This window comes from Nocardioides sp. BP30 (assembly GCF_029873215.1).
Classification (GTDB): domain Bacteria; phylum Actinomycetota; class Actinomycetes; order Propionibacteriales; family Nocardioidaceae; genus Nocardioides.
This window is the reverse complement of sequence record NZ_CP123620.1, coordinates 2,703,947-2,716,392: the sequence shown is the minus strand read 5'-3', so window position 1 is coordinate 2,716,392 and position 12,446 is coordinate 2,703,947. Positions and strand designations below refer to the sequence as shown.

Annotated in this window: 9 protein-coding genes; 3 read left to right on the top strand and 6 right to left on the bottom strand. The window is 70.2% G+C overall.

All coding sequences use genetic code 11. The annotated features are described in order from the left end of the window. Positions 1–44: 44 nt before the first annotated feature. Positions 45–797 (bottom strand): FadR/GntR family transcriptional regulator, encoded by a 753-nt coding sequence (locus tag P5P86_RS12865; RefSeq protein ID WP_280607837.1) that lies wholly within the window; start codon positions 795–797, stop codon positions 45–47. Between the two features lie 164 nt (positions 798–961). Here P5P86_RS12865 and P5P86_RS12860 point away from each other — a divergent pair, with 164 nt between their 5' ends. Next, the gene (locus P5P86_RS12860) at positions 962–2,569 is read left to right on the top strand and encodes an amino acid permease (RefSeq protein ID WP_280607836.1); all 1,608 of its coding nucleotides are present in this window, start codon (positions 962–964) and stop codon (positions 2,567–2,569) included. 26 nt (positions 2,570–2,595) lie between these two features. Here P5P86_RS12860 and P5P86_RS12855 read toward each other — a convergent pair whose 3' ends face one another. Together P5P86_RS12855 and P5P86_RS12850 are read right to left on the bottom strand one after the other, a co-directional pair. After that, the gene (locus P5P86_RS12855; protein WP_280607835.1) at positions 2,596–3,561 is read right to left on the bottom strand and encodes an alpha/beta hydrolase; all 966 of its coding nucleotides are present in this window, start codon (positions 3,559–3,561) and stop codon (positions 2,596–2,598) included. Then, the gene (locus P5P86_RS12850) at positions 3,558–4,271 is read right to left on the bottom strand and encodes a glycerophosphodiester phosphodiesterase (protein WP_280607834.1); all 714 of its coding nucleotides are present in this window, start codon (positions 4,269–4,271) and stop codon (positions 3,558–3,560) included. Before P5P86_RS12850 ends, P5P86_RS12855 begins: the two co-directional genes overlap by 4 nt. A 109-nt stretch (positions 4,272–4,380) precedes the next feature. Between P5P86_RS12850 and P5P86_RS12845 the strand changes: the two genes are divergently transcribed. Beyond that, on the top strand, positions 4,381–5,532 hold the full coding sequence (locus P5P86_RS12845; protein WP_280611258.1) for an LLM class flavin-dependent oxidoreductase: 1,152 nt from the start codon (positions 4,381–4,383) through the stop codon (positions 5,530–5,532). Then, a complete protein-coding gene (locus P5P86_RS12840) occupies positions 5,529–6,194 on the top strand; it encodes an FMN reductase (protein ID WP_280607833.1) in 666 nt (221 codons plus the stop codon). Before P5P86_RS12845 ends, P5P86_RS12840 begins: the two co-directional genes overlap by 4 nt. Before the next feature lie 211 nt (positions 6,195–6,405). Here P5P86_RS12840 and P5P86_RS12835 read toward each other — a convergent pair whose 3' ends face one another. The 3 genes from P5P86_RS12835 to P5P86_RS12825 are packed head-to-tail and all read right to left on the bottom strand — an operon-like array spanning position 6,406 to position 12,308. Next, positions 6,406–8,421: a glycosyltransferase gene (locus P5P86_RS12835; RefSeq protein WP_280607832.1), complete on the bottom strand. Its 2,016-nt coding sequence runs from the start codon at positions 8,419–8,421 to the stop codon at positions 6,406–6,408. 1 nt (position 8,422) lies between these two features. After that, positions 8,423–10,138 (bottom strand): hypothetical protein, encoded by a 1,716-nt coding sequence (locus P5P86_RS12830; RefSeq protein WP_280607831.1) that lies wholly within the window; start codon positions 10,136–10,138, stop codon positions 8,423–8,425. Further along, positions 10,119–12,308, bottom strand: coding sequence for a hypothetical protein (locus P5P86_RS12825; protein ID WP_280607830.1), 2,190 nt, complete (start codon positions 12,306–12,308; stop codon positions 10,119–10,121). Before P5P86_RS12825 ends, P5P86_RS12830 begins: the two co-directional genes overlap by 20 nt. Positions 12,309–12,446: the final 138 nt, after the last annotated feature.

Here is a 12,446-nt window from a genome sequence, read left to right as displayed (position 1 = left end):
CGTCCTTCGTCCTTGGGGATCGTTCGGGGTCATGCGGGGGTGGATCAGGTCAGCAGCCCTCGCAGCAGCGCCGCGGTGTCGTCGCAGTGGTGCTCCATGGCGCGGCGGGCGGCATCGGGCCGGCCGTCGAGGATCGCCTGGACGACGGCTTCGTGCTGGGCGTCGGAGTGGGCGATGTTCGTGGGCAGCTGCGGGATGGCCAGCAGCATCTCGTGCAGGGTGGCGTGCACGGATGTCACGGCGTCGATCAGGCGATCCGACCCGGTCAGTGCCGCCAGGGTGAGGTGGAAGCGGGAGTCCGACTGGCGGTACTGGGCCGGCCTGGTGGCCGCCCGCACCTCGTGGTGGGCGGCGAGCAGCCGTTCCCGGGCCTCCTCGGAGAGCTCGCTGCAGGCCAGCATCGTCACGGCGCCGCACTCGATGATGCGCCGGTAGGTGAGGGCATCGAGCCAGTCGGCGCGCTGGGCGGCGGTGGTGCGCGCGGCGGCTCGGGCCGAGGGCGTCGGTGGTTTGAGGGTGACGACCGTGCCGCCCCCGCGACCGCGGGTGGTGGCGACCAGACCCGCCTGCCGCAGGGCCGCCATCGCTTCGCGAAGGGTCGCCCTCGAGACGTGCAGCAGGGCGGCCAGGTCGCGCTCGGGCGGCAGGGTCGAGCCGAGCGGGTAGACGCCCAGGCGGATCGCCGTGGCGAGCTGCTCGACGCAGGCCTCGAACGCGTGGTGCCCGTGAACGGGTCGCAGCAGTGACGCCGGCAGGGACGGCGGCTGGGACGGCACCGCGTCCGGGGTGGAGCTCACGGCGGTCAGTCAACTGACTGCCCAGGCCTCGTGTCAATGAACCCGGGAGATGAATTGGTCTGGGTTCATACCAAATTTACGTGGGGGTGTTTACACCCTCGAGACGGCGGGTCTAGGTTCCGTCAGGAGCCTCGACTCACCGCCGTGAACACAGGAGAATCCGCATGCCTGAAGGACATGACTCGCCCGAGGTGCACCTCGACGATGAAGCGCATCTCGCACGTCTCGGATACAAGCAGGAGCTGGCCAGGACGTGGTCCGGCTTCTCGAACTTCGCCATCTCGTTCTCGATCATCTCGATCCTCGCAGGTTGTCTGACGACGTTCTACGTCGGCTGGAACAACGGCGGCCCGGCCGGCATCGCCTGGGGGTGGCCGGTGATGTCGATCCTGATCCTGGTCATCGGCTACTGCATGGCCGAGCTGGTCTCGACCTACCCGACCTCCGGCGGCATCTACTGGTGGGCCAGCAAGCTCGGCGGCCCGGCGGCGGGCTTCTACACCGGGTGGCTCAACGTGATCGGCCTGCTCGGGATCTGTGCGTCGGTCGCCTACGGGTGCGCCGGCTTCTTCGACAGCTTCGTGGGCAGCCTGTCGGACTCGTGGGCGGCGAACTACTCGCTGACCCGCGTCTTCATCGAGTTCGTGGTGATCCTGGTGCTCGCTGCCGCGGTCAACATCTTCTCCAGCCACCTGCTCGCGGTGATGAACAACGTCTCGGTGTGGTGGCACGTCATCGGTGCCGCCGTGATCGTGGTGATGCTGTGGTTCTTCACCGCGTCCGGCACGCACCACAACTCCGTCGGTGACGTCTTCGGCAGCACGGTGAACAACACCGGCTTCTTCGGCGGCCACACCCACGGGCTCGGATTCATCCTGATGATCCTGCCGCTCGGTGCCGTCCTGACGCAGTACACGATCACCGGGTACGACGCATCGGTCCACCTCTCCGAGGAGACCAAGGGCGCCTCGAACTCCGCGGCCAAGGGCATCACCAGCTCGATCCTCTACTCGGCCATCGGTGGCTGGATCCTGCTGCTCAGCCTGCTGTTCGCCGTGCAGGACAAGGACGGGCTGACCAAGGGCGGCGGCGGGATCTTCGTGCTGCTCGGTCAGGCGTTCACCCCGCACACCGCAGCGGTGATCGTCTTCATCTCCACGGCCGCGCAGTTCTTCTGCACCTGCGCGTGCATGACCTCCTGCAGCCGGGTGATGTTCGCGTTCTCCCGGGACGGCGCCGTGCCCTACTCGCGGGTCTGGTCGAAGGTGAACGCCCAGAAGACCCCCGTCAACGCGGTGCTCGTCTCGGCGGCGATCGCGCTGATCATCACCCTGCCCGCGCTGATCAAGGTCGACATCAACGGTGCGCCCAGCCCGATCGCCTTCTACGCGGTGGTCTCCATCGGCGTACTCGGCCTCTACGGAGCCTTCGCCATCCCGATCTTCCTGCGCTGGCGCAAGGGCGACTCCTTCGAGGCGGGTGCCGTCAACAACGGCCGCAAGTACCGGTGGATGAACCCGATCGCCGTGCTCGAGATCGTGATCATGTCGATCGTCGGCATCCTGCCGACCGCCAGCGTGGGCGTGCCGTGGCTCGACGGCTTCTCGATGAAGTACGTCAACTACGCCATCCTGGTGATGCCGGGTGCGCTCGTCCTCCTGACCATCTACTGGCACGTCTCGGTGAAGCACTGGTTCACCGGGCCGAAGAACACGCTCGACGAGACGCCGGGTGAGCCGCAGCTGGGCGGCTCGGTCGCCGAGCCCGCCTGAGGTCCGGACCGACTCCGGCCGCTGGCTCAGCCCTCGACGTAGGTGCTGAGCCAGCGGTCGAGCTCGGCGTAGGCGCGCTCCCTCGCCTCGGGGCGGGAGAGCACGACGTCGTGCTTGGCGCCGGGCACGGCGATGTAGGTGACGTGGGGTCCGATCGCCGTCGACCAGCGGCGGATCTGCTCCACGTCGAGGACGATGTCGGTGCCGTGCACCAGGTCGTCCACGCTGCCGCTCTTCGGGTCCGGATGGCCGGTGGCGTCCGAGGAGAGCACCAGCACCGGGGCCGGCACGTCCAGACCGGCGTGCAGCCGGGCGTGGCCGTGCCGGATCGCGCGCAGCCAGCCGGCGTACACCGTGAAGGACTCGACCGGCTTCCAGACCAGGTCGAAGTCCCACTCGCCCTCGTGGTCACGGTGCAGCGAGCGGGTGTAGAGCCCCGATACGGCACGCGGGATGGCCCGCATCGGCTGGAACCGGCCGAGCTGGCGCACCACCGGGGTCAGCACGATCCGCATCAGGGCCGGCCCCTGCAGGTCGAGCCAGGGCGAGTTGAGGAACAGCCCGGCCAGTCCCTCGGGCCGGCGTGCGTCCGCCCACAGCGAGGTGGTGAGACCACCGGTGGAGTGGCCGGTGATCACGATGCTGTCGTGGTCGGCGCGGATCCGGTCCCAGACCTCGTCGAGGACGGGGAAGTAGTCGGCCAGGTCGGTGGTGTAGTTCGGCGTCTGGTGCGGGCGGATCGAGCGGCCGTACTTCGGCAGGTCCACGGCGTAGAAGTCGTAGCCCCGGGCGGCCCACCAGGCGGCGTACTCGGTCTGGAAGAAGTAGTCGGCGAAGCCGTGCACGTGCAGGACGGCCCGGCGCGGCGACGTGTCCTCGGCCGCCCGACTCGCCAGGCGCGTCACCAGCGTCGCGACCACCTCACCCTCGTGGTCGTCGGGGAACGGGATCGTCTCGGCGGTGAAGGGAGCGCCCAGTACGTCGGTGGTCACGACCGCATCCTGTCAGGTCCGCGGAACTCCAGGGCGCGGGCGGGGTAGTTGGTGGTGACCATCCAGGCCCGGCCGGGCCGCAGCCACCAGCGCAGCAGGCGTCGATCGTCGACGGTCCAGACCAACAGGTCGAGCCCGCGCCGCCGAGCCAGCCGCCGCAGCGTGAGCGAAGCGAGGACATGGTGGGCACACAGGACGTCGGCCCGGGCCGCGGCGTACCTGTGCCACGGGAAGAGCTGGCGGCGTAGCGACAGCGCGGCCGCCCACGGCGACAGGCCGCTCAGCGACGTGCCGGTGGAGAGCCCGACCCGAAGTGCGCGGCAGTGCTCGTCGGCCCAGTCGCGCAACCGGCGCGCGCCCGCGACCGAGCCGGTGGTGATGAGGATCCGGCCACCGTCCAGGTGCCGCAGGGCGGTCCGCGCCGCCTCGAGCTCGTGACCCGCCCCCTTCAGGTCGATGTGCGCTGCGGACCGGCCGGCCAGCCGCTCCAGGACGGCCTCGTAGGGGAGCAGCTCGATGCCGGCGGTCTCGTCGGGAGCGTCGTGGGTGACCACGAGACGGCCGTCGGCGAGCTGACGGACGTCGAACTCGACGTAGTCGACGCCGAGCGCCACCGCGTGCTCGAGGGCGTGCAGCCCGTTCTCGCCTGCGCGGCTCGATCCCGGCTCCGTGTCGCCCGCGCCGCAGCGGTGTGCACTGATCAGGGCCACGCGACGACCGTAATGGGTCGGGGGGAATAGCCTGGAGAGCGGGTTGGTTCAGGACGATAGTTCACGTTTAAACTAAATGTGAGACCTGAGAACGGAGACAGCGATGGGCATGCAGTTCGGCATCTTCACCGTCGGTGACGTCACCACGGACCCCACGAACGGCAGCACGCCGACCGAGTACGAGCGGATCAAGGCGACCGTCGCGATCGCCAAGAAGGCCGAGGAGATCGGCCTGGACGTCTTCGCGACCGGCGAGCACCACAACCCGCCGTTCATCGCCTCGAACCCGACGGCGACGCTCGCCTACATCGGTGCCCAGACCGAGAACATCATCCTGAGCACCTCGACCACGCTGATCACCACCACCGACCCGGTGCTGATCGCCGAGGACTACGCCAAGCTGCAGCACCTCACCGACGGCCGCGTCGACCTGATGATGGGCCGCGGCAACACCGGCCCGGTCTACCCGTGGTTCGGCAAGGACATCCGCCAGGGGATCAACCTGGCGATCGAGAACTACGCGCTGCTGCGCCAGCTGTGGACCGAGACGAACGTGGACTGGAAGGGCCGCTTCCGCACCCCGCTGCAGGGCTACACCTCGACCCCGCGTCCGCTGGACGGCGTGGCGCCGTTCGTGTGGCACGGCTCCATCCGGAGCCCCGAGATCGCCGAGCAGGCGGCGTACTACGGCGACGGCTTCTTCCACAACCACATCTTCTGGCCCGCTTCCCACACCGAGCAGATGGTGCGGCTGTACCGGCAGCGCTTCGAGCACTACGGCCACGGCACGGCCGAGCAGGCCATCGTCGGCCTCGGCGGGCAGTTCTTCATGCGCCACAACAGCCAGGACGCGGTCAACGAGTTCAGGCCCTACTTCGACAACGCCCCGGTCTACGGCCACGGCCCGTCGTTGGAGGACTTCACCGAGGCCACCCCGCTGACCGTCGGCTCGCCGCAGCAGGTGATCGAACGCACGCTCTCCTTCCGGGAGTACGTCGGCGACTACCAGCGCCAGCTGTTCCTCATCGACCACGCCGGCCTGCCGCTGAAGACGGTCCTGGAGCAGCTCGACCTGTACGGCGAGATCCTGCCGACGCTGCGCTCGGAGTTCGAGAAGCTGCGCGCGCCGGGCGTTCCGGACGCGCCGACGCACGCCTCGCTGGTCGCGAAGGCGGGCGGCCCGAAGGACGACGCCGTCTACGGCGCCGACGACGCCACCGGCACCAGTGACCGCGACGAGGTCCTGGCGGGGGAGCTGTGAGTAGCAAGAGGATCGTCGTGGTCTCGGCGGGGCTCAGCGTCCCGTCGAGCACCCGGCTCCTCGCCGACATGCTGGCCGAGGCCAGCGAGCGGGCGGTCGAGGCGCGCGGCGTGGAGGTCGAGGTGCAGCACGTCGAGCTGCGCGGCCTCGCCCACGCGCTCACCGACAACCTGCTCACCGGCTTCCCCTCGCAGGAGCTGGCAGCGGCGATCGACGCCGTACGGCAGGCGGACGGCCTGATCGCCGTGACGCCAGTCTTCTCCGCGTCGTACTCCGGGCTGTTCAAGACGTTCTTCGACGTCTTGGAGCTGGGGGTGCTCGACGCCAAGCCGGTGCTGCTCGGTGCGACGGCCGGCACCGCTCGGCACAGCCTGGTCATCGAGCACGCGCTGCGCCCGTTGTTCGCCTACCTGCACGCGATCGTCGTGCCGACCGGCGTCTTCGCCGCCACCGAGGACTTCGCCGCCACGGGCGCCGGTGCGGAGGGGGAGCTGCACAAGCGGGTCGAGCGGGCGGCCGGCGAATTCGCGGCGCTGGTCGCCGGACCCGTCGGCACCGCTTCGGCGGCCCCGACCCGCCGCCTGGTCGAGGACGAGTTCGAGCACCCGACCGACTTCGCCGACCTGCTCAAGCGGGCCAGCGACGGGCCGCCGGAGTACTGACGGCCCGCTCGACGCGGACGCCGACCGCACGGCGCCGACCACGGGTGAGGCTCGGGCCCGGCTCCTCCTCGGACGCTCCGCGTCGATCGTGCCGAGGTGGCCGATGCCGGGGCGAGGCCGTCGTGCGAGAAGCACCTCCACGGCGCCCGCGTCCCACGTACGGACACCGGGGACGGAGGCCCGACTCGAGCCGGACGGAGGCCCGACTCGACTAGTGGTGCTCGCCGGTCGTCGAGTCGTAGTCCCCGGTCAGCCCGTGGGGCGTCTTCTCCCAGGTGAACGGGTCGAAGATCAGCTGGTACGCGGCCCGCCAGGCGGCCACCGAGTGCATCAGCCAGTAGATCGGGTTGAAGACGGCGTAGAGCGCGATCCGCCAGCTGTAGCGTCGCCAGGCTGCGATGCCCGCGAACAGGATCATCGCCCCGTTGCCGATCACCATCATCAGGATGCCGGCGCTCAGGATCGGGTGCGGGAAGTCCAGGCCGGTGCGGACGCCGATGTAGGTGACCACGGTGAACAGCAGCGCCAGCGGGTAGGCGAGGAACGCCAGGGGCGTGCCCAGCACCAGCCCGCCCATGCTGACGGCGCCGCCGACACCGTTGAGCCGCCACCAGCGGACGGGGTGCCTGGTGTTGACGGCGGCGGTGATCATGTAGCCCTTGATCCACCGGGTCCGCTGCCGGATCCAGGCGAACGACTCCGAGGTCGCCTCCTCCTCGGTCGCCGAGTCGATGATGCCGATCTTGTAGCCCTGGCTCGCGATCCGCAGGCCGAGGTCGGCGTCCTCGGTGACGTTGTAGGGGTCCCAGGCGCCGAGGTTGCGCAGCACCTCGGTCTCGAAGTGGTTGCTGGTGCCGCCCAGCGGCAGCGGCAGCCCGGCCTGGTCCATGCCCGGCAGCATCATGTCGAACCAGTGCGCATACTCGATCGAGAACAGCCGGGTGAGCAGGTTGTAGTCGTAGTTGAAGTACGCCAGCGCACCCTGGACGCACACCAGCTTGGGCTCGTACGGATCCACGTGCTCGCGCAGGAGCCGGTTGAGCCGGAACGCCGCCACCGCCTTGCGCAGCTGGTCGGGGTTGGGCCGGTCCTCGGCGTCGAAGATGACGACGTACTCGCCGAGCGCGAACTCCAGGCCGTAGTTGCACGCCCGCGGCTTGGTCTGCGGATGCCCCTCCGGTACGACGACGATGCGCACGTACTCCGGCGGGCGGGAGGCCTTGGCGGCCTCGATCGTCTTGTGGTCCTTCTCCTCGAGCAGGATCATCACGTCGAGCTTGGACTTGGGGTAGTCCATCCGCTCCATGTTGCCGATGACCTTCTGCACCACCTCGACCTCGTCGTAGACGGGGACCAGGACGGTGTACATCGGCAGGTCCTCGTCCCGCATCCGGCCGGGCCAGTCGGGCTCGTAGCCGCGGGTGGAGCGCTCCCGTCCGATGGCGCCGTCGAGGCGCGCGACCTGGCGGCGCCGCAGCGGCGAGCGCAGCCCGTAGAGCACCTTGAACGCGACGTTGTTGACGAAGAGCAGGTTGGCCACGCAGAAGACGGCCAGGATCGCCCAGTGCGGCGCGAGGGCGGCCCCGGCGACCAGCGCCGCCAGCAGGATGAGCGGCACCACCTTCTGCCAGGTCACCACGCTGCCGCGCGCGGAGGCGTCGGGCATGTTGTCGGCCATGTAGTCGGTGATCCGGTACAGCAGCCGGGCGCGGCCGATGTCCTGGCAGGTGCGGAAGATGTCGAAGTCGGTGGTCGTCCGGGCCTCGACGTGCTGGTGGCCGGTGGTCGTGCGCACCTCGGCGAGCAGTCGCTCACTGGGTGCCACGGAGGTGGCGAACACCAGCACCTCCTCGCCGTCGCGGCGCAGCACCCGCCAGGGCAGCCAGTGGTGCCGGGCGAACCAGCGCACGCCGTCGAGGTGCCGGTTGACCATCTCCACGGCGCGCGGGTCCGGCGGCTCCGCGAGCATGTCGAGGTACGGCGCCTGCCACTCCTCGGCGAGGTGCCGGTAGATCGTGCGCCGCGGCACCAGCGCATCGATCATCAGGTGGCGGCTCAGCGCACCCCCCAGCCGCTGCTGGGCTGCCAGTGCGCCGTCGAGCTGCGCCTGGGAGATGATGCCGTCACGGACCAGCACCAGGGCGACGTCGAGCTCGGCCTGCTGCTCGAGGTCGAGGGGAGCGCCGGCGTCCTCGCGGCGACGGCGACCGGTCAGGTCGGCGGTCATCTCACCACGCCCTCTCGTAGACAGCGTGCTCGCCCTGCACGAAGACGCGGGAGTAGGCGGTGAACAGCTCGGGGTGCTCGATCATGTCGGCGTAGACGGCGTCCATGCCGTCGAGGTTCATGCCGCCGGTGCTGGAGGTGTTGACGAACAGCCAGCGCGCGTGACTGGCGGGGGAGGCGAGGGCGGTGGCGAAGGAGTCGCCCGTCGAGCGGTTCCAGTACTCGCTGATCCGCACGCCGACCAGCGGGATGATGCCGTTGCTGGCGCCGGACTCGTCCATCAGGATGCCGCCGCCGCGGTAGTGCTCGCGCAGGTACTCCGCCGCGGCATCGGGCCGGGTGTCGTTGTTGTAGGCGCCCTCGCCGATCAGCGAGTTGTGGGCGACCGGGTCCTCCAGCCACCAGCCCGCCTGCGCCGCCAGCGCGAAGACCGCGACGTAGGGGATCACCAGGGCGGGCAGGAATCGCCGCGTCCAGCGCCGCAGCAGCTCCACGGCGAAGCCCGTCCCCAGGGCGCAGAAGAGGATCGGCTGGATGCCGTACCTGACGTTGAACAGGCCCTTGGGCAGCGAGTGCGAGTTGTTCATCACCGACATGCCGAGGTAGAGCGCCGCCACCTCGAAGACGTAGGTGCCGAACAGCACGCCCAGCACGAGCGTGACGGTGTCCAGCCCGCGGGTGGCGACGACCAGCAGGAACCCCAGGGTGCCGATCACGATGGCCGCGATGCCCAGCGTCTGCACCATCGACCAGTCGTAGACGTACAGACTGACGCCGAGGTGACCCTTGGTGGTCAGCGTGCCGTAGGTGCTGATCGACTTCTGCTGCGCGTAGGCGGAGTACTGCCCGAACATGAACTCCAGCGGATCGCGGTAGATCGCGTAGTTGTAGGCCAGCCACCAGCCGATCGCGATGACCGGCGGCAGCACGGCCGGCAGCACCCGCCGCAGCACGATGAAGCGCAGCAGCCGGTAGGTGTTCGGGAACCGGGTGCGGCTGCGGCGCCACTCCACCACGACGATGAACAGCGACATGCTCATCACCAGCACCCAGCCCTCGTAGCGCGAGAGCACCGCACCGGCCCCGGGTACGCCGGCGTACACGGCGAGCTCGCCGCCGCTGAGCGGCCGCCGGGCCGTGGCCCAGTGCGTCATGCCGGCCACGCAGCTCGACATCGTCAAGAAGAGCACCGGCTCGGTCAGGGCGGTGGTGTGTGCGTAGAGGAACGACACGTTGGCCCACAGCACCAGCAACGTCAGCAGCCGGCCGGTCCGGCGCAGGCCCAGCCGCGCGGCGGTGCGGTACATCGCCGCGCTGGTGCCGGCCAGGCAGAAGATGCCCAGCAGTGCCGCCGACCAGCCCGTGCGCCACATCGCCAGGTCGGCGACGAACGGGATCAGCATCAGGTGTGGCACCGGCAGCCACACCGTGCCGAGCTGCTGGAAGCCCGGCGCCTTGTCGTCGAAGATGCGGCGCGCGATGGTCAGGTGCGACAACGCGTCGGAGTACCACATCGCGGCGCCCTGATGGACGGTGTAGACCGACACCGCTGTCATCAACAGCGCGGCGGCGAGGGTCACGACGCCCGTCCCCGGCACCCGACGGCCGAGCACCGGTGCGTCCAGGCTCGCCCAGAGCGCCAGCAGCCGGCCGAGGAGCCCGCGAGGGGTCTCGGCCGGCGCGCCGATCAGGCCGGCGTCAGTGGTGGCTGCCGTCACCGGGCTCGTCCTGGTCGGCGGCGCGGTGGTGGTGGCGCGGATCGCTGACGTGGCCCGGGTCGGTGGTCGGGCCCGGTACGGCGCGGTCCGCCTCGGCCTGCGCCTCGGCGACCGCCTGCGCGCTCGCCTGGGCGTCCGCCTCCTCCTGCGCGTCGACGAGCTGGCGGGCACGCTTGCGCAGCCGGCGCCCGGAGATCCACTGCGCGAGCAGGAGCAGGACCAGCAGCCCGACGAACGCGATGATCCACCACACGTAGGTGGCGAGGTGATGCACCTTCGCCGCCTGGGGGACGACCGAGTTGCTGTCCAGCGATACGTTCTCGCCGTCGGTGCTCTGCCGCACGATCAGGTCGCCGGAGAGGCCGTACCAGTCGCCCTTCGCGGTGACCAGGTCGTCGACGAGGGCGGACTGGAGCGCGCGGCCGGTGGTCTGGTCGGCGCCCTGCGGGCTCCACGATGAGAGCACCAGCAGGTCGCGGCCGTTCTGGTGGAAGGCCTGGAACGCGGCGTACGGGTCGGTGACGCCCACGCCGAAGTGGACGTTCTGCTGGTCGATCGACCGGAACTCGTCCATCCGCAGCGGCGCCTGGAGGTCATCGACCTGCTGCGCGGTGGCGCCGACGAGGAGCCCGGACGCCGAGGTCCCCACCAGGCGGGAGGGGCTGACCAGGTTGATGCTCAGCTGGTCGGAGTTGAGCTGCTGCAGCGCCTGCAGGACGCCGGCGGCGTTGGTCAGGTCGTCGGCCGTCGCCTGGGCGCCGAACGCGGTGGTGAGCACGTTGCCGAGTGTCTGCGGGAAACGGGCGAAGCCGGGGTCGGTGCTCTGCCCGCGCACAGCGGTGACGGTGGAGGCCAGGCCGTCGAAGGTCACCTTGATCGGCAGGTAGTCCACCGGGCCGCCGCAGCCGAAGGCCGAACCGCTCGAGCCGCTGGAACCTGCCGAGCCGCCGGAGCCGCCCGAGCCGCTCGGCACCGCGTTGAGCTGGACCTGCAGGCTGTTGGAGAAGGTGAGCTGGGTGGCCGGCACGGTGAGCGTCTGGTCGATCGCGGTGTTGGCGTTGCTCAGGACCTGCGAGCCGATGAGCTGACCGTTCCAGCTGTAGGTGAGCACCGCCTGGAGCGAGCTCGGCAGCTGGGCGTAACGACCGACCAGATGCACCTTCATCTGGCGGACAGAGGCGCCGAAGTCGGACTGCTTGACCGTCACAGCGAAGTCGGACTCGCCCAAGCCCTGCAGCGCCGGGGCCGACTGTCCGAGGTCGGCGAAGGTCTCGGAGGTGCGGCCGCTCGGCACGCCACTCTGGCCGAGCCGGCTGGCGGTGGTGGTGTCGCCCAGGACCAGGTTGGCCGAGCCCAGGGCCGCCGCGGCGTCGGCCAGGCGACTCGGATCGCCGGTGAGGGTCAGGGTCGGGACGCCGCCGGTCGCGGAGATGCTGGTCCGGACCTCACCGCTGCCGCCGACCAGCTTCACGATCCGGCCCTCGGCCGGCGTGACAGCCGCCGCCCGGCCGGCGTCGTCCGGCGTGGTCACGGTGACGTCGGCGCTGCTGTAGCGGTGCACCACCGCCGCCTCGGCCGACAGGCCCGCGGCCTGGAGGTCGGCGGATCCGGCCGACGGCACCACGATCGAGACGGCGGTGACGCCCGCGCTGAAGAAGGAGGCCAGCGTGGTCGGCGCCTTCGCCGTACCGCTGGCGTCGACCCTGACGGAGGTCAGCTGCACGTTGCCGTTGTTCGACTGGACGCAGGACAGCTTCGGATCGGTCAGGGTGCCGGCGAGGTAGCGGAGCTGCAGGGAGATGGCGCCGTTGCTGACGTCGCGTGCGCTCACCGGGACCGTGACCGGTGCGGACGCCGTCGAGGCCTGCTTCTTCACCGTCGCGACGACCTCGTGGTGGGCCAGGATCTGCACGGTGCCGCTGGCGTCGTTGTCGAAGGCCAGCGTGCCGGTGACCTGGTGGGGCGTGAGCCCGTCGGGGACCGGGATCGCGATGGACTGGGCGTGGGTGTTGGTGCTCGTCGAGTACGTCGTCCCCGGTGTCAGCACCACCCCGGCCGGAGCGGGCGCCGCGGTGGCGGCACCGGCGGTGGCGAGGACGCCCGTGGTGGCGGCCAGGGACAGGCTCAGCGCGAGCGCGAGTCCGGGGCGGGGGCCAGGGGTGCGACGCATGCGGGGGCTCCACTCAGGTAGCGGGGTTGGCGGGTGCGGGGTGGCGATCCGAGGGACATGGTCCCCGACGCGCGCGAAGATGACGAGTTGGCGCGGCCCCGGCCCCTCAACGACCGATGTCCCGGCGGCGTCACGGAC

Coding starts and splice junctions, on each gene's coding strand:
- P5P86_RS12845 (WP_280611258.1), top strand. CDS start 4,381: ATGCAGTTCGGCATCTTCACCGTCGGTGACGTCACCACGGACCCCACG.
- P5P86_RS12860 (WP_280607836.1), top strand. CDS start 962: ATGCCTGAAGGACATGACTCGCCCGAGGTGCACCTCGACGATGAAGCG.
- P5P86_RS12825 (WP_280607830.1), bottom strand. CDS start 12,308: ATGCGTCGCACCCCTGGCCCCCGCCCCGGACTCGCGCTCGCGCTGAGC.
- P5P86_RS12835 (WP_280607832.1), bottom strand. CDS start 8,421: ATGACCGCCGACCTGACCGGTCGCCGTCGCCGCGAGGACGCCGGCGCT.